The following is a 25319-nucleotide window of genomic DNA, read 5'->3' as shown; positions in this document are numbered from 1 at the left end:
AGGAGTTCGAACAATGACGGAACAACGCACTCCGCTGGTGGAAATGAAGAACATTTCCATCTCCTTCGGCGGCATCCACGCCGTCGACAATGCCTCGGTCGATCTGTACCCCGGCGAAGTCGTCGCATTGCTTGGCCATAACGGCGCCGGCAAGTCGACGCTGATCAAGATCCTGTCGGGCGCCTACAAGCGCGATGCCGGCGAAATCCTGATCAACGGCGAACCGGTGCAGATCAACAATCCGCGCGACGCCAAGGGTTACGGTATCGAGACGATCTACCAGACGCTCGCCGTCGCAGACAATGTCGATGCGGCAGCCAACCTCTATCTCGGCCGCGAACTGCGCACCCCCTGGGGCACGCTCGACGACGTGGCGATGGAAGCCAAGGCCCGTGAAGTCATGGGACGGCTAAACCCGAACTTCCGCCGTTTCAAGGAACCGGTGAAAGCGCTTTCGGGCGGCCAGCGCCAGTCGGTCGCCATCGCCCGCGCCATCCTGTTCGATGCCCGCATCCTGATCATGGACGAGCCGACGGCAGCGCTCGGCCCCCAGGAAACCGCACAGGTCGGCGAACTGATCAAGCAGCTGAAGCGCGAAGGCATCGGCATCTTCCTGATCAGCCACGACATCCACGATGTCTTCGACCTCGCCGACCGCGTCTCGGTGATGAAGAACGGCCAGGTGGTCGGCCATGCCCGCACCGAGGATGTCACCAAGGACGAAGTGCTGGGCATGATCATCCTCGGCAAGGTCCCGCCCAAGGCCATCCCCGGCCCAGGCGCCATGCAGACGGCTTGACCTGCCGGAGGCCTGAAATATCCGATGCCGCGCTCCCGGAGCGCGGCATTTTTTGTGTCCGCTCATCGCGCCGGGTGCCCACTCTTGGACCCTGCCAACAACGGTGTACCGGATGGCTGTCAAGGAACGGGAATTTCCTTCCACCGGGTCGCTTTCACCATTGATGCGCCGCCTGTCCTAGGCTATGAACCGGTCACAGCCTGCTTCGACGCCTTGCCGTCGCGGATGCACCCGTAGCTCAGCTGGATAGAGTACTGCCCTCCGAAGGCAGGGGTCACTGGTTCGAATCCAGTCGGGTGCACCAAAATTCCACCAAACCAGAATAAAGCTGGGCACCAAGGCCCGAAGCGGACGCTGAGCGAATCCTGCCGGGGATGACCCCTCATCGCCATGCCAGAGCCAGAAGGCGGCAGCGGTTCGGCGGGCGTAGCAGTGATGGTAATTCCGGTGCGCATCCGCCATACTCGCGCACTAAGCGCCCGACAATATTCCGGTGAGGGGTTCAACGTGTCTTTGATTGCCCCGGAAGAAGGGAACGGCACGCCCATGAACACAGAGGACTATATCCCCGAAGACATCGTCGTCTTCTGGTTCCCCGATGGCGATGCGCCGACGGCAGAAGAGCATATGCGTCTGTGGAACTGGCGTATGCGAGGCGGAGCCCATGAGGAGGTGATCATGCGGTTCTCCGATCTCACGACACGCGCCGCCGCGGGTGATCTGGATCATTGGGCAGCCACGCCCATGGGGCGACTGGCTCTGACTCTGGTCTTCGATCAGTTCACCCGGTCGGTCTGGGCAGGCACACCCCGCGCCTATGCATATGACGAGAGAGCTCGCGACCTTTGCCTTCAAGGGCTGGAGAACGGCCATTTCGACGCGCTGGAGAATGTCTGGCAAAAGGCCGCCTTCAAGATCCCGCTGGAACACTGCGAATGCGCCGATCCGGCCGACCATCTCGCCAACCTCGACATCGCCATCGCTATCGCCGACCGCCTCATCGACGAGGCGCCACCGCACCTGCGGCAGGCTTACGAGTTTGGTGCAGGACAGCCACGCATGCACCGCGCGGTGATCGCCCGCTTCGGCCGTCACCCCCACCGCAATGCTGTTCTCGGGCGCAACAGCACCAATGAGGAACTGGACTACATCGCCACGGGCGATTTTCCGCACACCACGAAGCTTGGAATTCCGTCCCAGGACGCGTGATAGCCATCGCCCTCGCCCGACCCATACTTTTTTGGCCGCCGAATGCCGACCGGTCTCGATTATCGACTCACTGGGACTGGCAACGACAGAATCGCCGCCCAGAAATTATAAAGCCCTTCAATGATGTAGCGGTACCCAGTTTCATCCTGCCCGGTGCACCGTATTCCAGAGCGACTCCTCGCAGGCCTTACCACCAGATTGCATGGCTGTTCTGTCGAGTTCGCCTACCGCGTTACATTAGCGTTTCCTATGACCGCCCGCTCTTTTAGCATGCTCGCATCGCATGGGGCTTCATGGCCAGTTTCAGGCGTTTCACTTTGACCATCCGGGTGCAGCAAACGCACGATTTTACGAGCCTGTTACATCAGAATTCCCGCCTTGTTACCGTAACGTACTTCCGTCCATGCGTTTTTCCGGCAAACTCGCGCCGTCAAAGCGACATCCACGTCAGGGCGGATTCCGGCCTGTCCGACCAGAAGGAGAGCGTAATGTGCAATGACTTTACCCGCCGCATGAGGAGAACGCCGACATGAGTACCACCCTTTCGCGCCGACTGCTTGGCGCTACCGCCGCGGTTGCGATGACGCTGACGGCCGTGCCATTTGCCAGCTCCCCAGCAGTGGCGCAGGACGCCACGGCGGCCAAACCGAACATTCTCGTCATCTTCGGCGACGACATCGGCCAGACCAATATCTCGGCCTACTCGATGGGCGTTATCGGTTACAAGACACCGAATATCGACCGCATCGCCACGGAAGGTATGATGTTCACGGACTATTATGCCGAGAACAGCTGCACGGCCGGACGCTCGACCTTTATTACGGGTCAGGTGTGCCTGCGCACGGGCCTCTGCAAGGTCGGAGCGCCGGGTGCGCCCGTGGGCCTGCAGGCCGGCGACATGACTATCGCCCAAGCGCTGAAGCCGCTGGGATATGCGACAGGACAGTTCGGCAAGAACCACCTCGGTGACAAGGACGAATATCTGCCGACCAAGCATGGCTTCGACGAGTTCTTCGGCAACCTTTACCATCTGAATGCGGAGGAAAAACCGGAAGCTGCTAACTGGCCGGCAGGTGACGAGGAATTCCTCAAAGCCTACTCTCCGCGCGGCGTAATTAAGGCATCAGCGGATGGCAAGGTCGAAGACACCGGTCCGCTGACGGTCAAGCGCATGGAGACCATCGACGACGAGACGACGGCCGCCGCGATCGACTTCATCGACCGACAGGCGAAAGCGAAGAAGCCCTTCTTCACGTGGATGAACACGACACGCATGCATTTGTTCACCCATGTCCGCCCGGAATACAGGGGCAAGAGCGGGATGACAGGCAACGAATATGGCGACGGGATGTGGGAGCACGACCAGGACGTCGGCAAACTCCTGAACAAGCTCGATGAACTCGGCATTGCCGACAACACCATCGTCGTCTACGCAACCGACAACGGCCCGAACCAGTTCTCCTGGCCGGATGCTGCAACAACCCCGTTCCGCTCCGAAAAGGACACCAACTGGGAAGGTGCGTTCCGCGTTCCGGCCCTGGTCCGCTGGCCCGGCCATGTGAAGCCGGGACAAGTTTCCACCGGCATGGTCTCCGGTCTTGACTGGTTCCCAACACTGGTTGCCGCTGCCGGCGATCCTGATGTGAAGAGCCGTCTTCTCAGCGGCTGGAAGCCCGAAGGAAGTGCAACAAGCTTCAAGAACCATCTCGATGGCTACAACCAGCTCGACTACATCACTGGTAAGACTGACAAGAGTGCGCGCAACCAGTTCTACTATTTCGATGATGACGGGAACCTCGTCGCAACCAGGTTTGATGACTGGAAAGTCGTCTTCCACGAACAACGCACACCTGGCGGGTTCGGCGTTTGGCAGGACCCCTTGGTCACCCTTCGTCTTCCCAAGCTGTTCAATCTGCGCATGGACCCTTATGAGCGGGCTGATACAGTCTCCGATCAGTACAACGACTGGCTGGTGCGCAACGATTTCCTACTCGTGAAGGGCCAGCTCCATGGTGCTGCCTTCCTCGAAACCTTCGTGAAGTACCCGCCGAGCCAGCGTGTCGCCAGTTTCAATATCGAGGGCGTACGCGAACAGGTGGACAAGGCGATCGACCAGTCCTTCAAGGACCGCGGTATAGAGAAGTAATTCCGGTCACCGCTCCTATGACAATGACATCCGGACGCACCTTCACCCGTGCGTCCGGTTCACATGAACGGAGTTCGGCATGACGGCACGCGACGATATTCTGGCGCTCGGTAAGAGGATCGGCCAATCCATCATCGGCCAAGAGGAAATGGTCGAGCGCCTCTTGCTCGGCCTGCTAGCCAATGGCCACCTGTTGGTCGAAGGCCTTCCGGGTCTGGCAAAGACCAGGGCAATCAAGAGCCTGGCAAAAAATCTGACTGCGGAACTGTCGCGCGTTCAGTTCACCCCTGATCTGCTTCCGGCCGATATCACCGGCTCGGAAATCTACTTCAGCGAAGGTGGCAAGGGTGAATTCAAGTTCCAGCAGGGGCCGATTTTCGCCAACCTGATCCTCGCCGATGAAATCAACCGCGCACCCGCCAAGGTGCAGTCGGCACTTCTCGAAGCCATGGAGGAGCGGCAGGTCACCGTCGGCGGCAAAAGCTATCCGCTGCCGGAACTGTTCATGGTGATGGCGACGCAGAACCCGATCGAGCAGGAAGGCACCTATCCGCTGCCGGAAGCACAGCTCGACCGTTTCCTGATGCATGTCGAGGTCGGCTATCCCGACGAAGCCTCCGAGGCCGCCATCATGCGGCTGGTGCGCAGCGAGGAAAACGCCGCCGAGCAAAAAGCCAAGTCCACCACCGCCGAAAGGCTGGATCCGCAGGCGGTCTTCGATGCCCGAAGCGAGATTGGCACTGTGACCGTGTCGGAGCCTGTCGAAAAATATATCGTCGCCCTGGTCTTCGCCACGCGCTATCCGGAACGCTACGACAAGGACCTTGCCAAGCTTCTTCAGGTCGGCGTCAGTCCGCGCGGTGTGATCGGGCTCGACAAAGTGTCGCGCTCCTATGCCTGGCTCAAAGGCCGCGACTACGTCACACCGGACGACATCGAGGCGATCGTCCACGACGTCTTCCGTCACAGGCTGATCCTGTCCTACGAGGCGCATGCGTCGAACACGACACCGGACAAGGTCATCGACCGGATCATCGAACTCGTGGCGGTTTCCTGAGGGCGTGAAATGGCCGCAGCCGAAAATCTTCAGGGCGTCTATATTTCGACCGACCAGCTCGTGGCCCTGGAGGCGCGCGCTCGCGACCTGAGCTTTGTGCAGAAATCGCCGAGCCACCAGCAGCTCGCCGGCCGCATGCAGTCGTCGATGCGCGGGCGGGGCCTGACCTTCGAAGAGCTCCGGGACTATCTGCCCGGCGACGACATCCGGTCGATCGACTGGCGGGTGACGGCGCGAACGAACAAGCCCGTCGTGCGCGTCTATAGTGAAGAGAAGGAGCGCCCTGCCCTCATCGTCGTCGATCAGCGTATCAACATGTTCTTCGGCAGCCGGCGCGCGATGAAGTCGGTGACCGCAGCGGAAGTGGCAATGCTGTGCGCATGGCGCATTCTCGGCTCCGGCGACCGGGTCGGAGGTTGCGTCTTCAATGATTCCGATATCGACGAATTGCGTCCACATCGCAGTCGCGAGGCCGTCATCACCTTTGCGGATACAATCGCTAGGCAAAACGGCAGCCTCAGTGCGGCATTTTCGGGCGCGCCGTCGCCCTCCTCTCTGGACGCGGTGGTCGAGCGGATCGCCGGCATTGCCCACCACGATCACCTCGTCGTGGTGATCAGCGACTTCGACGGCCACAGCGATAAGACCCGCAACACCCTGCTCAGGCTTTCGGACCGCAACGACGTCATCTGCATCCTCGTTTATGATCCTTTTCTTCTCGACCTGCCCACAACCAGCAGCATGGTCGTCAGCGCCGGCGGGCTGCAGGCCGAACTGCCGCTGGGAAGGGCCGATGTCCGGCACGCCATCGACAGCTTCGCGCGCGACCGGGGCCGTGAACTGCGCGCCTGGCAACGCGAACTGGGGTTGCCGATGCTTCCGGTGTCGGCTGCGGAAGAGACCGCACCGCAGCTGCGACTGCTCCTCGAGCAGGCCGCATGGCGGCAACGGAGACGCTGATGGCATCACAACAGGCCGCGCCCGATCCCCTGATGGAAGCCGCCCTTCGGTCGCTCAAGGACATCGCCGTTCCTGAGCCGGTCTCATGGATGCCGCAGACATGGGGCTGGGCGCTACTCGCGATCCTGCTGCTGACGGCAGCGGTGGCGGCATTCCTCCTTTGGCTCCGGCGCTACCGGGCCAACGCCTATCGGCGCGAGGCGCTTGAGCTGCTCGATGCCATCGAGCAGGATCTGCAGAGCCCTGCGACACGCGACCGGGCAATCCGTCAACTCACCGAAGTCCTCAAACGTGCGGCTCTTGCCGGTTGGGGCCGGACGGAGGTCGCTTCCCTTTCCGGCGCGGCGTGGGTCCGCTTTCTCGAAGACCACGGCGGCGGCGATGTGGGGCGCCCCCTGAGCACTCTCCTGGATGACGTGGAATATCAAGGCAGAGGTCACGTCGAAGCGTTGGCAGCAAACGGGCTCGTATCGTCCGCGCGAACATGGATCAGGCGTCATCATGTATCAGCTTGACCATCCGTGGCTGCTGCTCCTGGTACCAGCGCCCCTACTCATCTGGTGGCTGCTACCAGCCCATCACGAGACGGCTGCATCCGTCCGGCTTCCCTTCTTCGCGCAGGTGGCGGATGCGGCTGGCATACGCCCAACGGAAGGATCGGTCATCGCCCGCAGGACATGGCCGCAGTTCGTTTGTGAAACGCTGGCCTGGTGCCTCATCGTTCTCGCCCTCGCCCGGCCGCAATTCGTCGAGCCGCCGATCGAGAAGATAGAGCCGCAGCGCGACCTCATGCTGGCGATCGACCTGTCGCAATCGATGGATACCAAGGATTTCCGTTCATCCGGCGGGACTGTTGAGGCCCGTGTGGAGGCCGTTCGTAAAGTCGTCGCCGACTTTGTCGCGAAACGTCCGGGTGATCGCATCGGGCTGATCGCGTTCGGCGACGCGCCTTATCCGCTGGTGCCTTTCACCATGGATCACAAGACCGTCCAGGCCGTGATTGCCGACACGCTGCCGGGGATTGCCGGGCCGCGCACATCGCTCGGTGATGCCATCGGGCTTGCCATCAAAATGTTCGAAAAGACCACCGTGCCAGAACGGGTCCTGATCGTTCTGACCGATGGCAACGACACGGCCAGCAAAATGCCTCCCGCCAAGGCGGCGCAGATCTCAAAGCTGAAACGGGTCGTAATCCACACCGTCGGCATCGGCGATCCTACCGCGACGGGCGAGGACAAGCTGGATACAGCCGCCCTGCAGCAAATCGCGACGGAAACAGGAGGCCGGTATTTCTTCGGCGGCGACCAGACCCAGCTCGCAGCGATCTACGATACCCTGGACAAGATCACACCGCATGATCAGAAGAACCTCTCCTGGAGGCCGCGGATCGAATTGTTCCACTGGCCGCTTGGGGCGGCGATAGGGTTGCTCTCGGTCTTCTATGTCTTCAGCGGTTTGCTGGGCCTTCTCCGTAGGAGAGCTGCTGCATGATCGAACAGGTCCATTTCCTCCGGCCCTTCTGGTTGCTGGCGCTCTTTGTTCCGGCGGCGGTTATCTGGTTGTCGTCGCATTCAATGGATGTCCGCAAGCAGTGGAAGGGCATGATCGAACCACATCTGCTCGACAGGCTGCTCGTCGATGGTGCGGCCGGTGCCCGCCTTCGCCCGTCATGGGTGCTTGCTGCGGCGCTGTTTCTTTCAATACTTGCAGCATCCGGCCCAACCTGGCAGCGGGAATCGCCACCCTTCGTGGAAGATACCGCACCACTCGTGATCGCAGTGGATCTGTCGCCGACGATGGACGCGATAGATGTCAGTCCTTCGCGGCTCGAACGGGCAAAGCTCAAAATCAAGGATATCATAACGGATCGTACGGACGGGCGCACAGCCGTGATCGCCTATGCGGGCTCTGCCCACCTCGTGCTGCCATTGACCGAGGATGCGGCGCTGATCGAGACTTACGTGGACGCGCTCGCCACACGGATCATGCCGGTTGCGGGCAAGGACACGGCCAAGGCGCTGCAGCTTGCCGAACTTACACTGGCTGGAGAGGACATATCAGGGACGATCCTGTTTCTGACCGATGGCATCGAGCAGAGGGCGTTCGATGTTTTCAAGCGGAACACGAAACATGGCATCGTCGTGCTCGGGTTCGGCACGCCAGAGGGAGGGCCTGTAAAAACAGCGGACGGCGGCTTTCTGACCGACGCGGGTGGTAGCCGTGTCTTTGCTAAGCTGGACCTGGAAGGATTGAAGAACCTGCACGCGCTGACGGGCGCTGACGTCGCGACGGCGACCGACGATGACACCGATGCGCGATGGGTTGTGCAAAGGATCCGCACCAACTTCGCGCAGAAGCAAGCGAGCGAAGGCGAGCGCTGGCGGGATATGGGCTGGTGGGCAATCCTGCCTCTTGTCATCGTCTTTGCACTGTCGTTCAGGAAGGGCTGGGTTGTCCGGACCGGAATGGTTCTCCTGGCCTGCCAGCTGGTTTTGCCGACGGAGGCTCGGGCAGCCGACTTTGCGGATATGTGGCTCACACCCGATCAACAGGGCCGAATCGCCTATGAAATGGGTGACTACGACGGGGCTGCCGCACATTTCATCGATCCCATGTGGAAGGGAACCTCTCTCTACAGAGCCGGGAAATACCAGGAGGCCATCGACGCCTTCGCTGCCGTCGACACGCCGCAAAGCTGGTACGATCAGGGAAACGCCCTCCTCCACGCCGGGAAGCTGGACGAGGCGGTCGCGGCATACAGGAAGGCGCTTGAGAAGCGACCGAACTGGCCGGAAGCAACGGCAAACCAGGCAATCGCGGAAAACCTCGCCAAGCAGAAGAAGGACGACGAACAGGAACAACGGCAGGATCCGAACCAGCCGCCGGATCAAATCCAGTTCGACGACAAGGGCAAGCAGGGTAAGGCGGGCCAGATGAACATCGCCGAACAAACGTCGGAGCTGTGGATGAAGAATATCCAAGTCAGCCCGGCCGACCTGATGGCACGCAAGTTTGCCATCGAAGCCCAGGGGAAGAAGCCATGATGACGCTCCGCGCTGTCATCGCATTCTGGCTGATACTCGGTTCGATGGCCTATGCTGCGGAGCCGTTCACACGCACCGCCATCGAAGACAAAGGCAGGATCGTACCCGGCCAACAGGTCCAGATCACGGTCGATATCTTCGTGCCGGACTTTTTCACATCACCGCCGCAGTTTCCGCTGTTCGATTTGCCCGATGCAATCGTAACCCTGTCCGATGATCGCGCGCAGAACATGGTTGAGACGGTCGATGGTGTGCAATATGCCGGGATCCGGCGGATCTATGCGGTGATCCCCGAAGCCGCAGGTACGTTCACGCTTCCGCCTGCGGTGATCACGCTTGGCTATTCGCAGGACGGCAAGGCCGTCCCTGGCAAGGCAACTCTGCAGACGCTGAGCTTCACCGTGGCGGATCCTCCCGGCGGGCCAGCGTCCACCCCGACGTTCGCAGCGCGTGGTGTGACCATAACCCAGTCCTTCGATCGCGATCCATCGAAGATGAAGGTCGGAGAAGCCGTGGTCCGGACGATTACGGTTTATGCTGAAGACACGCAGTCGATGCTGATCCCGGCCATCCCGGCCGTAGCCGCCAAAGGCATGAAACAGTATTCGAAATCTCCGCAGATCGCTGATGGTGTGGAAGCCGAAGACCGGACGACGGGAAGCACCCGGACGGAAACGATCACCTATGTCGCCGAGACGGCGGGAACGGTCGATATCCCCGCCATTTCCTATCCCTGGTTCGACGTCGATGCGCAGGCCGATGCAACGGCCACGCTTCCAGCGACAACAGTCAAGGTGACACTGCCCGTTTCGGCTCACACCGGCCTGTCACCTCAGCTCGAGCAGGAAGTTCACAACGGTGCACCAGCCTGGCTGACGAGAAAAGTCGTTTTGGTGATGGCTGCCGCCACCATCGGTTTGGGGGCGGCAGGCTATCTTCTCGTCCGGCTGCTGCCGTGGATAACAGGGAAATTGCGAACGCGCAGGAATGCACGCCGCAATTCCGAGCGGCGCAAATTCGAGGATCTGGTCGCGTCCATCCGATCGGGGGATCCTGTCACCATCTACCGTGACCTTGCAATCTGGACACGCTCTACAGGTTACAAATCGATCGCGGACTGGGTTTCGCAATGCGGGGAGCACGATGTCGCCAGGCAGACGCGCAAGCTCGAGCGTGAACTGTTCGGTGCAGATCGCAATCGTCCCGACCTCGACAGGGCGGCGTTGAGACAGTCTATCAAGGCTTGGCGGAAGGCTCAGAAGCCGGTTCAAACCAGGCATGCCTCCACTTTGCCAGGACTGAACCCCATCGGTTGATCTCCGGCAGCCAACACTTCCGCAGTCCGCGCCCGGTGAGATGGTCTTGATCACGCCGCGAAACGGCAAGGACATTACGATAACAGACGCTGCTTCGGACGTGGCCCGTACGGACAGTGGCACTGTTACATTGCCTGTTACCGTAACGTACTCCCGTGCCTGCCATTTTCGTGCTCGGATACCTACCAGGGTTATGGAATGCGCGATGATGAAATCCGACCCCACCGCTCCATGCACAACCGGGCGCTTCACAAGCGCCTAGGAGAAATGAATGAGATTTGTAAATCTGACGATCGCCGCAGCTTTGTCTGTTCAATGCGCCCTATCATTTCCGATCGCAGGCTTCGCTCAGGATGCAAAGAAGCCCATCTCGAACGATGATCTGAATGATACCAACAACCCGCTTAACCCCGCCATCACCCTGAACCTGCACAACTTCTATATTCCGGATCTCGGCGGCCCCTTCGAGCGGGACGCCAACGCCTTCTTCCTCCGGGGGCTTTTCCCGTTTCTGATCGGTGACACGCCCAACCTCGTCCGTTTCTCCATCCCATTCATTACAGAGCCGACGCTTCTTGATCATGGACACACGACTGGCTGGGGCGACTTGGTCGTCTTCGACATCGCAGTGTTCGAGCAGGAAGGTTGGGCCTGGGGTCTCGGCCCGGTTCTGGGAGCCCCGACTGCAAGCGAAGACCGGTTCGGAAATGGCAAGTGGACTGCGGGTCTTGCCGGCGGGCTCGTCGTTCCGACTGACTGGGGATTGGCCGGGGGGCTGGCGACCTATCAGAAATCCTTCGCCGGCGATGACGACCGGAAAGATGTCGAGACGCTGGAATTCCAACCCATCATTTTTTACAATCTCGATCAGGGTTTCTATCTGCAATCGACGGCAAGCACGTTTGTCAATCTTGAGAACGACATCTGGTCAGTCCCCGTCGGCCTGGGCCTGGGCAAGATGTGGCACCTCAATGAAGACATAAAAATGAACGCATTCATCGAGCCGCAATATACGGTGGCGAGCAGCGGCTCAGGCCCGGACTGGCGCATCTTTGCAGGCGTCAACTTCTCCTACAGCCTGGAGAAGTTCATCAAGAACCGCGGCAAGTGAAGCCCTCAAGACGCCAGTCTGGCGGTCTTCACTCCGGAGAGCTTTTCTTCGGGTTGTTCAGCGGCAACGCAATGGTCAGGAATACGGAATCGCCTTCCGCCCGGTTTTCGACGCCGAATTCATGGAAATATTTGATGCGGGCTGAAACGGGCTGGTTCGCCACCTCGAAGTTCCAGCCGATTGTCGCACCAACCGCATAGGCCTTGCCCTTGAACGGCCTTGGCGCACCGTCGCCGCTGTCGCCCGTCGTTTGATGATAGGCGTAGCCGACCAGACCCAGGTCCCACGTCTGCCCGAAATGCTTCAACGCAGCCCACTCGAAATGCAGCTCATTGCCGGACTTGTAGTCCGTCGCCGGGTTTTCCGCGTTGAATGTCATGCCAAGCGCGCCGGACAATTCGTAGCCGCTCGCCGGGTCGAGCCAGGTCAGCGCGCCATTGACGTCCGCGCCCCAGTGATGAAAGGCGATGTTGGAAATCTCACCGTCCTGATAGTCGCCGATCGGCATGTTGATGATGGTGCCCACCTGCCAGTGCAGGTTTCCGGCATCCCAGCCAAGGCTGGCGCTGACCAGCGGATCACCAATCGTGAACACCGTGTCGGTGATCGCGCCGGTCGCCGTGCCCCCGAGTGGACCGGCGATCGTCACATCCGCATCCGTCTTCATCCAGCCATACGGAACGGTCAATCCCAGACCGAGACGGCCGTTCAGCAGTTCCTCCTCCGGCACCCAGAGCAAGGTTGGCGCGAACAGCACAGCTTGTCCCTCGACACCGACCGCAAGCTTGCCACCCGTTGGTAACTGTTTGCCTCCTCCGAGACTGCCGTCGTAGAGCCAGATATCATTTTGGAAATACAGGCCCGGCGGTGGTGCGATACCGGCGGCCGGACCTTTGCTGCCGAGCAGATAGAAGCCAGCACCGCGTTCCGCCGCCATGCCGGAATTCACCGAGGCCAACACAGCGGCAACCGCCAGGGCTCCCATCGATACTTTTCTACGCACAACGATATCCCCCTCATTAAAAGCAATCAGAATCGGTGACCGCAAGTCTAGTCGCCATATTGTCACGACCCCTGCAGACTGCGAATGACCCCAGCGTGAGTATGCGGCCACGGAGCGTCAGGAGATCGAGAAGTGTGTCCATTCTGCCGCACACCCAGGGCTTTGAGAGATCCGGTCTGGCCCCTGCTTGGGAAACGTGCTGGACTGCCCTCGGCAATAAATCACCGAGGGTGTACCGATGATATCCCGTATCACTGCAGCGAGCCTTGTCCTTGGAACCCTGGCAATGAATTCCGCGGCCGCCCAGGAAATTCACCATGATGCAGTCAATGAGGCCAACAACCCGCTGACGCCGAAGATCACAATCAATCTCCAGGATTATTATATTCCGAGCTTCAACGACATCCCCGGAAGCGATCCCCATGCCAATCAGTTCCTGCTGCGCGGCCTTATACCGTCGGACGCCTTCGGACTGCCGCAACTGATGCGCTTCACGTTGCCCATAGCCACGTCACCGGATCCGGCAGGAGGCTACATCACGGGTCTCGGCGATCTGACGCTGATGGACCTCTTCATCCTTCCGAAGGTGGGGGAAACCACTCTTGGCATCGGCCCGATACTCGTTGTGCCCACAGCGACCGACGAATCACTGGGTTCCGGAAAATGGCAGGTCGGTGCGGCTGGCGTCGTGGTTTCACCGCAGTCCTGGGGTCTGCTTGGAGGGCTGGTCACGTACCAGACATCCTTTGCCGGCCAGGACGACCGCGAGGATGTTTCCCTGCTGACCGCTCAGCCCATCCTCAACATCAATCTCGACGATGGCTTTTATCTTCGATCCTCGGCTACCTGGAATTTCGACCTCCACGATGGCGACTGGTACATTCCCGTGGGATTCGGCTTAGGCAAGGTGTTCGCCCTCGAAAATGGCGCTACGATGAATGCGTTCATCGAGCCCCAGTACACCGTGTTCAAGGACGGTCCCGGAAGTCCGAGATGGCAGATCTTCGCCGGTGTGAACTTCCAGTTTCCGATCGGGAAGTGAGGCGATTGGCTAGCCGCGTTTTTGAAGGCATGCCTTCCGCGCTCGCACAGGCCGATTATATGTCGGAAAGGCGCCCGGGCGACCACTCCGGAGCAGAGAGGCCGAGTTGACCGGTCGATGGTCGCGGCAGCTATCATCTTCAGTGCACCTTTCCTGTTTTACCAACGACATCCCTCAACTGACCTAACCAGCCTCCCCTCCCGGCTTCACATTCTGGTTCATGCGGAACAGATTGTCCGGATCGTATCGCCGTTTGATCTCGCCGAGCCGCTGATAGTTGCCGCCATAGGCGGCGGCGACGCGGTCGCCCTCGTCTTCCGGCATGAAATTGATATAGGCCGTTCCGACGGAATAAGGTTTCGCGGCCTCGAAAAGCTGGCGGGCCCAGCCGATGCAGGCCGCGTCCATCGCCGGTTCGCGCCAGCGGGCGTGCACATTCATGACAAAATGCGAACTCCGTTGCGGGAAGGCGGTGGCACCGGCTGCGATGCGGCCCGCAGCGCCGCCGACATGAGCGATGAAGATCTCGCATTCCGGACTTGGAAGGTTGCGGACAGCATCCAACAGGATTGCGATCGTCGCATCGGAAAGCTCCATGAAATCGTGGCTCTTCCAGTAATTGCGCGCGCCGGGCGTCAGCAGCGGATCGAATGCCTGCTGCCAGCCGGCAAAGGGACTAGGGCCGACGACATCGGCGATCGGCTTACCGATCGCGCGCAGCCGCGCCGTGGCTTTTTCAGCCGACGCTGCATCACCGCAATAGCACATGGCGAGAACCAGCACTTCCTTGCGGTGCCACTCCTGAGGCAGAAATGGCAACGGTGGCGCCTGTCTCATAATAGCCCAGCAGGTCAACTCGTCCGGTGCGGTTTCGAGCGCCTGCCGGTATTGTTCGAGAACGTTTTTCGCATCCGCGAATGGATGGACGACGAGACCGGCTGTCACCTGCGGACCGAGATCATGGAGCTTGAATTCGAACGCCGTGACGATACCGAAATTGCCGCCGCCACCCCGCAGCGCCCAGAACAGGTCGCTGTTTTCTGTCTCGCTTGCACGCACCAGATTACCGTCCGCCGTCACCACATCGGCAGACAGGAGACTATCGATCGTCAGGCCGAACTTACGCGTGATCCAGCCGAAACCACCACCCAGCGTCAATCCGGCAATGCCCGTCGTGGAATTGATACCGGTCGGCACCGCAAGTCCGAAGGATTGGGTTTCGCTATCGACATCAGCAAGCGTCGCCCCGGGCTCGACCCAGGCCCGTTTTGCCGCGGCATCGACACGCACAGACTGCATCGGCGATAGATCGATCATCAGACCGCCATCACAGACCGCGTTGCCGGCGATGTTGTGCCCACCGCCGCGCACGGCGACGAGAAGCCGGTTGTCGCGGGCAAAGCGCACGGCTCGAACAACGTCCGCAGCACCGGCGCATCGCACGATCAGCGCGGGCTTGCGGTCGATCATGCCATTCCAGATGGCGCGCACTTCGTCATAAGATGCGTCGCCGGCATCCAGCACATCTCCGCGCTGCTGCCAGGCGAAAGCCTCAATGGCCGCCGCGCTCACGGTCGTCTTTCCTGCTTGCAGGTTCATGAGGCTCATGTCGTTCATGATCCGCTCCTCCCAAGGTGAACCATGCCCCAGCAGGATGAATATTGCGCCTTTCTAATGTACGACACAAGGCGGGTTCGGCAGAGCGCATCAGGCGGTCGCTGTTGGTGCGGAGAAGCCGCGGGCGGACCGGCGCACCAGGCGCCGGATGCCGGCCTCAAGCCATGCTTGCGGCCCGCACGAACCCCTTGCTCGCCACCATCAGGTTCTTGGTATAATCCTCCTTGAGACGGCCTGCGACGAGATCGGCCGATGACAGCCGCTCGACGACCTTGCCGTTCTTCATCACCGCCAGCCGCTCGCACATATGGGTGACGACGCCGAGGTCGTGGCTGACCATGATATAGGTGAGCTTGCGGTCGCGGCGGACCTGTTCGAGCAGGTTGAGGACTTCTGCCTGGACGGAGGCATCGAGTGCCGAGGTCGGCTCATCGAGCAGCATGATCTGCGGCTCGATGATCAGCGCCCTTGCAATGGCGATGCGCTGGCGCTGGCCGCCCGACAGTTGGTGCGAGTAGCGGAAGCGGAAGGATGAGCCGAGACCGACTTCGTCCAGCGCCCGCAGGATGCGCCGTTCGGCGTCGGCAACACCGTGAATGGCAAGAGGTTCCTGCAGCAGCCGGTCGACGGTCTGGCGCGGATGCAGCGAGCCATAGGGGTCCTGGAACACCATCTGCACCTGGCGATAGAATGCCTTGTCCCGGTATTTAACATCAAGAGGCTTGCCGTCGAGCACGATCCTGCCACCGGTGACGGGCGAAAGACCAGCAATGGCGCGCAAAAGCGTCGATTTTCCGGACCCGGATTCGCCGACGAGACCGAAGGATTCACCCGGCGCGACATCGATGCTGACATTGTCCAGCGCCAGGAAGTCGTCATAGGCGACGGTCAGGTTTTCAGCAGAAACGATTGCAGTCATAGCGCCCACTCCGGCTGGCGGTCGAGCACGGGCAGCGGATGCCGGTTGGTGCCGAGCGTCGGCATGCAGTTGAGCAGGCCTTGGGTATAGGGATGTTTGGCGTTGCCGAGATCCGACGCTGCCAGTTCCTCGACGATCTTGCCCGCATACATGACGATGACGCGGTCGCAGAAGGACGAGACCAGCCGCAGGTCGTGCGAGATGAAGATCAGCCCCATGCCGCGGTCGGCAACCAGCTTGTCGAGAATGCCGAGCACTTCGAGCTGCACCGTGACGTCGAGCGCCGAAGTCGGCTCGTCGGCGACCAGCAGTTCCGGCCCGGCAATCAGCATCATGGCGATCATCGCCCGCTGGCCCATACCGCCGGAGACTTCGTGTGGATGAAGATCGAAGACCCGGCCGGCATCGCGGATCTGCACAGCTTCCAGCATGGCAATGGCGCGGTCGCGCGCTTCCCGCTTGCTGACATTTTCATGCGTGCGCAGCGTCTCGACGATCTGGCGGCCGATGCTCATTACCGGGTTGAGCGAATATTTCGGGTCCTGCAGGATCATGGCGATGCGGCTGCCGCGCAGGCTGCGCCTGACCTTGGCCGGCGCCGTCAAGAGGTCGATGCCATCGAAATTCAACGTCTTGGCCGAAATCTTCGCATGCGCCGGCGTCAGGCCCATGATCGCCCTGCCCGTCTGCGATTTTCCAGAACCGCTTTCACCGACAATCCCCAGCCGTTCGCGACCGAGCGTGAAGGAGACGCCGCGCACCGCCTCGATCAGGCCGGTGCGGGTCGGAAACGAGACCCGGAGATCATCGACCGTCAGCATCGTGCTCATTGGCCGCTCTCCCGTGGATCGAGCGCGTCGCGCAGGCCGTCGCCAAGCAGGTTGAAACCGAGGCTGACGATCAGGATGGCGATGCCTGGCATGGTGGCAACCCACCACTGGTCGAGAATAAAGCGGCGGCCGGACGCGATCATCGCACCCCATTCCGGCAGCGGCGGCTGGGCACCGAGACCAAGGAAGCCGAGACCGGCGGCCGTCAGAATAATCCCTGCCATATCCAGCGTCACTCGGACGATCAGCGACGACGTGCACATCGGCATCACATGCCGAAGCACGATGCGGAACGGCGAAGCGCCCATCAGCCGCACGGCAGCGATGTAATCGGAATTCCGCACGCTCAGCGTTTCGGCACGGGCGATACGCGCATAGGGCGGCCAGGAGGTGATGGCGATAGCGATAATCGCATTCTGGATGCCCGGCCCCATGGCGGCGACGAAGGCGAGCGCCAGCACAAGCTTCGGGAACGCGAGGAAGATGTCGGTAATTCGCATCAGCACAGCATCGACCCAGCCTCCGGCATAGCCGGAGATGGCGCCGACCAGAAGGCCGATCGGGGCTGCGATGATTGCCACGAGAACGATAACCAGCAGCGTCAGCCGCGATCCATGTAGCAGGCGCGAGAGAATGTCCCTGCCCTGATCGTCGGTGCCGAGCAGATAGCCCGGGCTTCCCGGCGGCAGCAAGCGCGCACCGCCGAGATTGCCGATGACCGGCGAATGCGGTGCGAGCACATCGGCAAAAATCGCGATCAGGATGAGCAGCAGGATGATGCAGAGACCGGCAACGGCAAGCTTGTTGGCGGAAAACCGCTGCCAGGTCATGTAGGCACGGCCGAGACGCGCCTGCAGGCGCGACTGCGGCCTGTCGGACATCAGCCATTGGCGGCGGGTCATGGGAGTGGTTTGAAGGGTGGACTGGCTCATCGCGCGCGCGTCCTCGGGTCAAGTGTCCGGTAGAGAAGATCGGACAGGATATTGATGGCGATGAAGACGGAACCGATGACGATGGTGCCGCCCAGAACCGCGTTCATGTCAGCATTCTGCAGCGAATTGGTGATGTAGAGCCCAAGCCCCGGCCACGCGAACACCGTCTCCGTCAGCACAGAGCCTTCGAGAAGCCCTGCATAGGAGAGTGCAATCACCGTCACCAGCGGCACCGCGGCATTGCGCAAGGCATGCCCCCATATGATGCGGGTTTCGGACAGACCCTTGGCGCGCGCCGCAACGATATATTCCTGGCCAAGCTCGTTGAGCATGAAGCTGCGGGTCATCCGGCTGATATAGGCGAGCGAGAAATAGCCGAGCAGGCCGGCAGGCAGGATGATGTGGCGGAAGACATCGCGGAACACATCCCACTGCCCCTGCCAGAGCGAATCCAGCAGATAAAGGCCGGTTATCGGGGTAAAACTGTATTCGTAGACGATATCGATGCGGCCAGGATAGGCGACCCAGCGAAGCTTGGCGTAGAAGAACAACAGCGACAGCAGAGCCAGCCAGAAAATCGGCACGGAATAGCCGACAAGCCCGACGACACGGACGATCTGGTCGGCGATCGAGCCGCGCTTGACGGCTGCGAGCACACCAAGCGGCACGCCGAAAAGGCTGCCGATAATGGTGCCAAGCGTCGCAAGTTCGAGCGTAGCGGGGAAGACGCGGCGGATATCGCTCATGACGGGATTGGTTGTTAGCACCGAGGTGCCGAAATTGCCCGTCAGCGCATCGCGCACATAGATGAAGAACTGCTCATAGAGCGGTTTGTTGAAGCCCATCAGCTCACGGGTTCGCTCGACGACGTGCGCCGGCGCCCGGTCACCGAGAACGGCAAGCACCGGATCGATCGGAATGACGCGGCCGATGAAGAAGGTCACGGCCAGAAGACCGAGATAGGTCGTGACGATGATGACCAGGAAGCGCAGGATGCTCTTTGCCCAGCCGTTGGCACGGGCGCGTGAGCGCCCGGCCGTTGGTACTGTTTCGGGAATGCTCACCGGCTATCTCCGGCTCAATCCTTGGAAACCGTGAAGACGTAGTTGGTATCGAAGCTCGGACCGAGCTTGAAACCCTTCACGTTGGCGCGGGTTCCGGCAACTTCAGTCTGCTGGAAGATGAGCACGAACGGGCTCTTCTCAAGCACCTTCTTCTGCAGGTCCTTGTACATGTCGGCGCGCTTGGTTGCATCCTTTTCAAGCAGGGCAGCCTTGCTCTGTTCGGTCCATTCCCTCGGAACGTCCCAGGTGTTGCGCCAGGCGAGCGTCTTGTTCTTGCCTTCGTCGGAATTGTCCGGGTTGACGGTAAAGGTTTCGGCATTCGAGTTCGGATCGAAGTAATCCTGGCCCCACTGGCCGATATAGATGTCATGCGTGCGGGCGCGGTACTTGGTCAGCGTCTGCTTGCCGTCGCCGGGGACGATTTCCATCTTGATGTTGGCCTGGGCCAGTGTCTGTTGGATGGATTCAGCAATACCGGTGATCGGCTGGGTGTTGCGCACGTCCATGGTCACCGTGAAACCATCGGCAAGACCTGCCTTGGCCAGCAATTCCTTGGCCTTGGCAACGTCGAGCTTGTAGGGGTTTTCCGGCAGTTCGCCCAGAACGCCCTTCGGCAGGAAGGTCTGATGGATCTCGCCGATGCCCTTGATCAGGGTCGAACCTATCGCATCGTAGTCGACCAGATACTTGAAGGCTTCTGCCACTTCGGGCTTCGCCAGGTTGGCGTTCTTCTGGTTGAGGCTGAAGTAATAGACCGTGCCCTTCGGCGCGTTGGTGGTGGCAAGCTCGGCATTCTTCGAAACGGCGTCGAAATCGCCCGGCTCGAGATTGCGCGCCACGTCGATGTCGCCGGCTTCCAGCGCCAGGCGCTGGCCGGAGCTTTCCTTCATGTGGCGATAGATCACACGGGCGAGCGGCGTCTTTTCGCCGTAATAGTTGTCATTGCGCTCCATGACGACGACTTCGTTGGCGCGCCATTCGCGCAACTTGAAGGCGCCAGAACCGGCGTAACCGGTCTTCAGCCATTCATTGCCGAAATCGTTGTCATACTTGTATTCGGCCGATGGCGTGACCGCAGCCACATGTTCGAGCACCAGCTTCTTGTCAACGACGGCACCGACCGTTGCTGTCAGGCAGTTCAGCACGAAGCTCGGCGCATAGGCCTTGTCGACGGTGAACGTGAACGTGCCGGCATCCGTCGCCTTCGCCTTTTCCGTGACGTTGTCGCCGGTCAGACCAAACTGCGTGAGAATGAAGGCTGGGCTCTTGTCGAGCTTGACGACGCGTTCGATGGAGTAAGCGACATCTTCGGCCGTCACAGGATTGCCGGAGGCAAATTTGGTGTCGGGCTTCAGCTTGAACGTGTAGGTCAGGCCATCATCGGAAACGGTCCAGCTTTCGGCGAGATCGCCGACGACCTTGGACGTGTCATTGATATCGAGCCGAACGAGATAGCTATAGGTATTGGCGGTGACTTCGGCAGTTGAAAGCTCGAAGGCTTCGCCCGGATCCATGGTGATGATGTCGTCGATCGCCCAGCCTTCGACCAGCGTGTCGGCCGGTGTTTCAGCGAATGCGGGCGCACCTGCCATCAAGATCAGCGACATGGCGGCGCCAGCCGTCAACATGCGGACATGCTTGTTCAGTGAATGCATCATCTCTCTGTTCCCTTTTTTAAGCCCGCAATGGGCCTTTTATTTTTGGTTCAAGCGGCTTCGTGCCATGCTTGAGCCAAAACCCTCAGCCAGTTTTCCCGGCATATTTTTGTCAGTTCAGCGTCACCATATCCGGCGTCCCGCAGGGCAGCAATCAGGTTCTGGTTGCCAGCCGCATCGGTTATGCCTTCCGGGATGGTTGCGCCATCGAAGTCGGATCCGAGCGCCACGCAATCGATGCCCATGCGCTCGACCATGTAATCGACATGACGGACCATGTCGGAGATCGGCGTATTGGCATTTTCCAGCCCGTCGGGCCGCAACATCGTAGTCGCGTAGTTCAGCCCGGCCAGCCCCTTGCTGTCGCGGATGGCGTCCAACTGACGATTGGTCAGGTTGCGGGCAACGGCAGTCAGGGCATGCGCATTGGAATGGCTGGCGATCAGTGGCTGGTCGGTGGTCTTCGCCACGTCCCAGAACCCTTTTTCGGTGATATGGGCGAGATCGATAAGAATGCCGAGGCGGTTGCAATCGCGCACCAGATCGAAGCCGGCGTCGGTCAGGCCCGGCCCGGTATCCGGCCCCATCGGAAAGGCAAAGGGCACGCCGTGGCCAAAGATATTGTTACGGCTCCAGACGGGCCCAAGCGAACGCAATCCGGCGGCGTGGAATGTTTCAAGCGCGGTGAGATCGGCACCGATCGCCTCACAGCCTTCCATGTGCAGCACTGCGGCAAAGATGTCGTTTTCCATCGCGGCGCAAATATCGGCGGTCGAACGGCAAAGCTTCCAGGCACCGGCGCGATCAAGCCGAAGGGCGATGGCGGTGAATTCCAGCGCGATATCGAGAGATGGCTGCCGCTCCAGCGGCTCGGACAATTGCGTCGCATAGTGGCCATTCTCGTCAGGCGTCTTCAAGACGAGATGATCCGAAGGGATGTAGATCGCCGACAGTCCGCCGATGAGACCGCCCTTCCTGGCACGGGGGCCATCGATATGGCCTTCCGTTGTTCCTTCAGAAAACTCAATAACCGGGTCAGCGCCATTTTTGGCATTGCTCCACAGTCTCAGCAACACATCATTGTGGCCGTCGAAAACCGCCTGCATTCAAAAAACCCCGTCCTGCCTGATCCGTCTATTGGCGTCGGCCAATTTTTGTCCGGTTGGTCAAGAACGCGATGCTAGTCAATCATATGACAAATAACAATGCGGCTTCTGCAAATTTCAACAACCGAAAAAACAATGGTGGTATAACGGCTTACCAGCTCGTCTGGCGTCAGGTTTGGACCTGAGGAGCGGGAAGAGCGTGAACACCTGTCTGTTTGAAAAATGCACGAAAACGAAAAATCAAATGTCCTCTGGCTGGAAAATCTGGCATTGCAGGCGGGTGAAACCAAGGAGGCCTTCATGGGCATGGAACCGCGCCAAGAGCTTGCAACGCAGGCTTCCATGATGGTCGCTGACCGATGAGCGAACCTGTTCAACGCCGCCGCTTTCACGTCCTCGGCATCATCATACGGGTGCTATCGGCGCTTGCCATTCTGGGCTTTGCAGTCTGGGGGGCGATGGCACTGTTCTATCAGGCGCCCGGTCCGGCCGCCGTCAAGATCTTGCTCGCAGCGCTCTGGGCCATCCTCTCGCTTGTCGCGCTCTATGCCTATGTGCGCTGGCACTCGCGCATTGCGGCTCTGCTCTATCCCTTGATGATTGCCGCATTGCTGTTCTGGTGGAACGCCATACCGGCGAGCAACAATCGCGATTGGGCCGACGAGGTCGCGCATATCGTCGCAGGCGTCGTCAATGGTCCCGAGGTCACGCTTGCCAATGTCCGCAATTTCGACTGGCTGTCACCGACGGATTATACGGTGCGCTGGGAAAATCGTACCTACGACCTCGATAAGCTCGCCTCGGTCGATCTTCTCCTGTCCTATTGGTCGAGCCCGGCGATTGCCCATACGCTCGTGTCCTTCGGTTTCGAGGATGGCCAGTTCGTCACCTTCTCGGTGGAAATCCGCAAGGAACGGACCGAGAGCTTTTCGGAGATCGGCGGGTTCTTCAAGGAATTCGAGATGAGCGTGATCGCCGCCGACGAGCGCGATATCGTAAGGGTGCGCACCAATATCCGCAAGGAAGACGTCTATCTCTACCGCCTCAACATTCCAAAGCCGGCGAGGCGATCGCTTTTCCTGTCCTATGTCGATACGGCGAACGGCCTCAACGAGACACCGCAATATTACAATACGATCACGGCCAACTGCACGACGATCGTTTTCGCCATGATCAACCATATCGTCTCCGGCGCATTGCCGCTGGATTACCGGTTGATCTTTTCAGGCTACCTGCCCTCCTACATCATCAGCGTGAATGGCTTCATACCTGGTTTTACGCTGGAGCAACTTCAAAGCGGCGGCGCCATCAGCGCGCGGGCGCAGGCCGCAGACAAAGCGCCGGACTTCTCCCGCCGAATTCGCGAGGGCGTGCCCGGCATAGCCCCTTTGCCACAGCCCTAAAGCCGCCTACACTGCGACGGTAGACAACAGGAAATTCCCCATGAACCTCAAGGAGTTCGCAAACCGGCTCGAACTGTCGCAGACGACGGTCAGCCGTGCCTTGAGCGGCTACCCAGAGGTCAAGCAGGCAACCCGCGAACGCGTGCTGAAGGCAGCGCTCGAATATGGCTACCGGCCAAACACCAGCGCATTGGGGCTTGCCACCGGCCGGGTCGGCGCCATCGGGATCGTGCTGAAGGGCGGCGGCGAGTTCGGGCCGCATACCAGCGAGTTCATGGGCGGGCTCGGCGGGCGGTTGCAGCAGGAGGAAATCGACATCCTCGTTTCGACCGTCGATTCGCCCGAGGCTGAACTCGCCACCTATCGCCGTCTTGCAGCCAGCAAGCGCGTCGACGCCGTCATCCTGCACTCACCGTTTCTTGACGACCCACGTATTGCGCTGCTCAATTCGCTGCGCTTACCCTTCATCGTTCATGGCCGCACCAATTCTGACGGCAATTTCGGCTGGCTGGACATCGACAATTTCGGCGCAGTGCGGCAATCGACCAGCCATCTGCTCGATCTCGGCCATCGCCGCATCGCCCTGCTCAACGGTTACCGTGGACGGATTTTTGCCGAACACCGGCAGGACGGCTACCAGACGGCGCTGAGCGACCGTGGCGTCACGATCGATCCGGCGCTCTGCGGACATGGCGAGTTCACCGACGAGATGGGCTTCCGGCTGATGCAGGGCTTCCTCAAGCTCGAGGACAGGCCAACAGCCGTCGTCGCCGGATCGATGATGTCGGCGCTGGGCGCCATGCGGGCGATCCGCATCGCCGGCCTGACCGTCGGCGAGCATATCTCGCTGATCGCCCATGACGACGTCTTTCCCTATATCAGCCCCGATCACCTCGTGCCGACACTCTCGACAACACGATCATCGATCCGCGCGGCGGGGGCGCGGATCGGCGAAATGGTACTGGAAATGCTGCAGGGAACACCGGCCGAAAACCTGCGCGAGGTCTGGCCGGTGGAACTGGTGATCCGCAACTCGACGGCTGCGGTGAAGAAGGTTTAAACCGAAAGTTCGCGGCGTTCCTTCTCGGTGACCATGGCCAGATCAAGCACCTTCTGCAGATCGGCGGCATGGCGGAAGCCCGGCTCGACTGTCTTGCCGGCCCGGACCGCGTCGATGAAGCGCTGGTAGTTGGTCAATACGGTTCCCGCATCGATGTCCTTCCAGATGCCCTTTTCGATATCGGCACCCAGGCAAGCCTTGAGTGTCGATCCGTCCGGGGTGTGGATCACCTCGATTGCCCCCTTGTCGCCATGCATGCGCAGGCGCAACTCGTTGAGATGGCCGACAGCCCAGCGGCTGGCGTGGACAACACCCATAGCGCCATTGGCAAATTCGGCCGTCATGGTGAAGCTGTCATTGGCATCGAGATCGTATTCGCCGATCCTGTTGCCGGGCGCCTTGTCGAACGTCTTCAGCCGCGCAAAGATATGCTCCACATCGGTCGCTGCGCCATAACCGGCGAAATCGAGGATATGAATACCGACATCGCCGAGCACCCCGTTCGAGCCGTGCTTGGTCGACAGCCGCCAAAGCCATTGCGATTCCGTCGCCCAGTCGCCCCAAGCCTTGGAAACCAGCCAGCTCTGCAGGTAGGACGCCTCGATATGGCGGACCTTGCCAATCTCGCCGGCTAGAACCATGTGCCGCGCCTTCTGCACCTCGGCGACATTGCGGTAGGTGAGGTTGACCATCGTCACCAGACCGGATTTTTCCGCAGCCGTCGCCATCTCGGCGGCCTTGGCATAGTCCTCGGCCAACGGCTTTTCGCAGAGCACGTGCTTGCCAGCGGCCAGCAGTTTGAGTGTTGTCGGATAGTGGATCTTGTCCGGCGTCACATTGGTGACGGCATCGAATTCGCCCCAGGCAATGGCTTCGTCGAGCGAAGTGAATGTCTTGGCGATCTCATGGCGCAACGCAAACGCCTGCACCCGGACCTGATCGACATCGACGGCGGCCACGAGTTCGACGCCACTCATCGTGGCAAAGTTCATTGCATGGGTATTGGCCATACCGCCCGTGCCGAGAACGAGAAGACGGATCGACTT

Annotated in this window: 22 protein-coding genes and 1 tRNA gene; 14 read left to right on the top strand and 9 right to left on the bottom strand. The window is 60.4% G+C overall.

Going from position 1 to position 25319, the window contains the following annotated elements; translation table 11 throughout:
• Positions 1-13: 13 nt before the first annotated feature.
• From ACP7E0_RS00245 to ACP7E0_RS00195, 11 genes are all read left to right on the top strand, one after another.
• Positions 14-799 (top strand): sugar ABC transporter ATP-binding protein, encoded by a 786-nt coding sequence (locus ACP7E0_RS00245; RefSeq protein WP_113247926.1) that lies wholly within the window; start codon positions 14-16, stop codon positions 797-799.
• A gap of 227 nt (positions 800-1026) precedes the next feature.
• Positions 1027-1103 (top strand) — tRNA-Arg (locus ACP7E0_RS00240).
• A gap of 242 nt (positions 1104-1345) precedes the next feature.
• Positions 1346-2008 (top strand): DUF924 family protein, encoded by a 663-nt coding sequence (locus ACP7E0_RS00235; protein WP_426122203.1) that lies wholly within the window; start codon positions 1346-1348, stop codon positions 2006-2008.
• A 529-nt stretch (positions 2009-2537) separates the two neighbouring features.
• The gene (locus ACP7E0_RS00230) at positions 2538-4154 is read left to right on the top strand and encodes an arylsulfatase (RefSeq protein WP_426122202.1); all 1617 of its coding nucleotides are present in this window, start codon (positions 2538-2540) and stop codon (positions 4152-4154) included.
• A gap of 79 nt (positions 4155-4233) precedes the next feature.
• Positions 4234-5211, top strand: a complete 978-nt coding sequence (locus tag ACP7E0_RS00225; protein WP_426122201.1) for an AAA family ATPase — start codon at positions 4234-4236, stop codon at positions 5209-5211.
• A 9-nt stretch (positions 5212-5220) separates the two neighbouring features.
• Positions 5221-6171, top strand: coding sequence for a DUF58 domain-containing protein (locus ACP7E0_RS00220; protein ID WP_426122200.1), 951 nt, complete (start codon positions 5221-5223; stop codon positions 6169-6171).
• On the top strand, positions 6171-6686 hold the full coding sequence (locus ACP7E0_RS00215; RefSeq protein WP_426122198.1) for a DUF4381 domain-containing protein: 516 nt from the start codon (positions 6171-6173) through the stop codon (positions 6684-6686). Before ACP7E0_RS00220 ends, ACP7E0_RS00215 begins: the two co-directional genes overlap by 1 nt.
• Positions 6673-7662 (top strand): vWA domain-containing protein, encoded by a 990-nt coding sequence (locus ACP7E0_RS00210; RefSeq protein ID WP_426122197.1) that lies wholly within the window; start codon positions 6673-6675, stop codon positions 7660-7662. The genes ACP7E0_RS00215 and ACP7E0_RS00210 overlap by 14 nt, the downstream gene beginning before the upstream one ends.
• Positions 7659-9215, top strand: coding sequence for a vWA domain-containing protein (locus ACP7E0_RS00205; protein ID WP_426122195.1), 1557 nt, complete (start codon positions 7659-7661; stop codon positions 9213-9215). The genes ACP7E0_RS00210 and ACP7E0_RS00205 overlap by 4 nt, the downstream gene beginning before the upstream one ends.
• On the top strand, positions 9212-10531 hold the full coding sequence (locus ACP7E0_RS00200) for a BatD family protein (RefSeq protein ID WP_426122193.1): 1320 nt from the start codon (positions 9212-9214) through the stop codon (positions 10529-10531). Before ACP7E0_RS00205 ends, ACP7E0_RS00200 begins: the two co-directional genes overlap by 4 nt.
• A 271-nt stretch (positions 10532-10802) precedes the next feature.
• On the top strand, positions 10803-11642 hold the full coding sequence (locus tag ACP7E0_RS00195; RefSeq protein WP_426122192.1) for a hypothetical protein: 840 nt from the start codon (positions 10803-10805) through the stop codon (positions 11640-11642).
• Between the two features lie 28 nt (positions 11643-11670).
• Here ACP7E0_RS00195 and ACP7E0_RS00190 read toward each other — a convergent pair whose 3' ends face one another.
• A complete protein-coding gene (locus ACP7E0_RS00190) occupies positions 11671-12645 on the bottom strand; it encodes a SphA family protein (RefSeq protein ID WP_426122190.1) in 975 nt (324 codons plus the stop codon).
• A 286-nt stretch (positions 12646-12931) separates the two neighbouring features.
• On the opposite strand from ACP7E0_RS00190, the gene ACP7E0_RS00185 reads away from it, so the two are divergent.
• A complete protein-coding gene (locus ACP7E0_RS00185; protein ID WP_426122188.1) occupies positions 12932-13687 on the top strand; it encodes a hypothetical protein in 756 nt (251 codons plus the stop codon).
• Between the two features lie 183 nt (positions 13688-13870).
• Here the strand turns inward: ACP7E0_RS00185 and ACP7E0_RS00180 are convergent, their stop codons facing one another.
• From ACP7E0_RS00180 to ACP7E0_RS00150, 7 genes are all read right to left on the bottom strand, one after another.
• The gene (locus ACP7E0_RS00180; protein WP_426122187.1) at positions 13871-15304 is read right to left on the bottom strand and encodes an FAD-binding oxidoreductase; all 1434 of its coding nucleotides are present in this window, start codon (positions 15302-15304) and stop codon (positions 13871-13873) included.
• A 157-nt stretch (positions 15305-15461) separates the two neighbouring features.
• Complete coding sequence (locus ACP7E0_RS00175) at positions 15462-16223, bottom strand: ABC transporter ATP-binding protein (RefSeq protein ID WP_426122186.1); 762 nt, start codon at positions 16221-16223, stop codon at positions 15462-15464.
• Complete coding sequence (locus ACP7E0_RS00170) at positions 16220-17053, bottom strand: ABC transporter ATP-binding protein (RefSeq protein ID WP_426122184.1); 834 nt, start codon at positions 17051-17053, stop codon at positions 16220-16222. The genes ACP7E0_RS00175 and ACP7E0_RS00170 overlap by 4 nt, the downstream gene beginning before the upstream one ends.
• Positions 17050-17985 carry an ABC transporter permease gene (locus ACP7E0_RS00165; protein WP_426122183.1) on the bottom strand — a complete coding sequence of 312 codons (936 nt, stop codon included), beginning with the start codon at positions 17983-17985 and terminating at the stop codon, positions 17050-17052. Before ACP7E0_RS00165 ends, ACP7E0_RS00170 begins: the two co-directional genes overlap by 4 nt.
• Positions 17982-19049: an ABC transporter permease gene (locus ACP7E0_RS00160; protein ID WP_426122181.1), complete on the bottom strand. Its 1068-nt coding sequence runs from the start codon at positions 19047-19049 to the stop codon at positions 17982-17984. The genes ACP7E0_RS00165 and ACP7E0_RS00160 overlap by 4 nt, the downstream gene beginning before the upstream one ends.
• A 14-nt stretch (positions 19050-19063) precedes the next feature.
• Positions 19064-20707 (bottom strand): ABC transporter substrate-binding protein, encoded by a 1644-nt coding sequence (locus ACP7E0_RS00155; RefSeq protein WP_426122180.1) that lies wholly within the window; start codon positions 20705-20707, stop codon positions 19064-19066.
• Between the two features lie 47 nt (positions 20708-20754).
• Positions 20755-21810, bottom strand: coding sequence for a dipeptidase (locus ACP7E0_RS00150; RefSeq protein WP_426122178.1), 1056 nt, complete (start codon positions 21808-21810; stop codon positions 20755-20757).
• Between the two features lie 359 nt (positions 21811-22169).
• Between ACP7E0_RS00150 and ACP7E0_RS00145 the strand changes: the two genes are divergently transcribed.
• Together ACP7E0_RS00145 and ACP7E0_RS00140 are read left to right on the top strand one after the other, a co-directional pair.
• Positions 22170-23213, top strand: a complete 1044-nt coding sequence (locus tag ACP7E0_RS00145) for a DUF4105 domain-containing protein (RefSeq protein WP_426122177.1) — start codon at positions 22170-22172, stop codon at positions 23211-23213.
• 40 nt (positions 23214-23253) lie between these two features.
• Positions 23254-24273, top strand: coding sequence for a substrate-binding domain-containing protein (locus tag ACP7E0_RS00140; RefSeq protein WP_426122176.1), 1020 nt, complete (start codon positions 23254-23256; stop codon positions 24271-24273).
• Here the strand turns inward: ACP7E0_RS00140 and ACP7E0_RS00135 are convergent.
• Positions 24270-25313, bottom strand: coding sequence for a Gfo/Idh/MocA family protein (locus ACP7E0_RS00135; protein WP_426122999.1), 1044 nt, complete (start codon positions 25311-25313; stop codon positions 24270-24272). The genes ACP7E0_RS00140 and ACP7E0_RS00135 overlap by 4 nt on opposite strands.
• Positions 25314-25319 lie beyond the last annotated feature (6 nt).

Origin of the sequence: Pararhizobium sp. PWRC1-1 (assembly GCF_049897905.1) — a bacterium.
In the GTDB taxonomy this organism is placed as follows: domain Bacteria; phylum Pseudomonadota; class Alphaproteobacteria; order Rhizobiales; family Rhizobiaceae; genus Pararhizobium.
This window is presented reverse-complemented; position numbering and strand designations above follow the sequence as displayed.

Coding starts and splice junctions, on each gene's coding strand:
- ACP7E0_RS00245 (WP_113247926.1), top strand. CDS start 14: ATGACGGAACAACGCACTCCGCTGGTGGAAATGAAGAACATTTCCATC.
- ACP7E0_RS00235 (WP_426122203.1), top strand. CDS start 1,346: ATGAACACAGAGGACTATATCCCCGAAGACATCGTCGTCTTCTGGTTC.
- ACP7E0_RS00230 (WP_426122202.1), top strand. CDS start 2,538: ATGAGTACCACCCTTTCGCGCCGACTGCTTGGCGCTACCGCCGCGGTT.
- ACP7E0_RS00225 (WP_426122201.1), top strand. CDS start 4,234: ATGACGGCACGCGACGATATTCTGGCGCTCGGTAAGAGGATCGGCCAA.
- ACP7E0_RS00220 (WP_426122200.1), top strand. CDS start 5,221: ATGGCCGCAGCCGAAAATCTTCAGGGCGTCTATATTTCGACCGACCAG.
- ACP7E0_RS00215 (WP_426122198.1), top strand. CDS start 6,171: ATGGCATCACAACAGGCCGCGCCCGATCCCCTGATGGAAGCCGCCCTT.
- ACP7E0_RS00210 (WP_426122197.1), top strand. CDS start 6,673: ATGTATCAGCTTGACCATCCGTGGCTGCTGCTCCTGGTACCAGCGCCC.
- ACP7E0_RS00205 (WP_426122195.1), top strand. CDS start 7,659: ATGATCGAACAGGTCCATTTCCTCCGGCCCTTCTGGTTGCTGGCGCTC.
- ACP7E0_RS00200 (WP_426122193.1), top strand. CDS start 9,212: ATGATGACGCTCCGCGCTGTCATCGCATTCTGGCTGATACTCGGTTCG.
- ACP7E0_RS00195 (WP_426122192.1), top strand. CDS start 10,803: ATGAGATTTGTAAATCTGACGATCGCCGCAGCTTTGTCTGTTCAATGC.
- ACP7E0_RS00185 (WP_426122188.1), top strand. CDS start 12,932: ATGAATTCCGCGGCCGCCCAGGAAATTCACCATGATGCAGTCAATGAG.
- ACP7E0_RS00180 (WP_426122187.1), bottom strand. CDS start 15,304: ATGAACGACATGAGCCTCATGAACCTGCAAGCAGGAAAGACGACCGTG.
- ACP7E0_RS00175 (WP_426122186.1), bottom strand. CDS start 16,223: ATGACTGCAATCGTTTCTGCTGAAAACCTGACCGTCGCCTATGACGAC.
- ACP7E0_RS00170 (WP_426122184.1), bottom strand. CDS start 17,053: ATGAGCACGATGCTGACGGTCGATGATCTCCGGGTCTCGTTTCCGACC.
- ACP7E0_RS00165 (WP_426122183.1), bottom strand. CDS start 17,985: ATGAGCCAGTCCACCCTTCAAACCACTCCCATGACCCGCCGCCAATGG.
- ACP7E0_RS00155 (WP_426122180.1), bottom strand. CDS start 20,707: ATGATGCATTCACTGAACAAGCATGTCCGCATGTTGACGGCTGGCGCC.
- ACP7E0_RS00150 (WP_426122178.1), bottom strand. CDS start 21,810: ATGCAGGCGGTTTTCGACGGCCACAATGATGTGTTGCTGAGACTGTGG.
- ACP7E0_RS00145 (WP_426122177.1), top strand. CDS start 22,170: ATGAGCGAACCTGTTCAACGCCGCCGCTTTCACGTCCTCGGCATCATC.
- ACP7E0_RS00140 (WP_426122176.1), top strand. CDS start 23,254: ATGAACCTCAAGGAGTTCGCAAACCGGCTCGAACTGTCGCAGACGACG.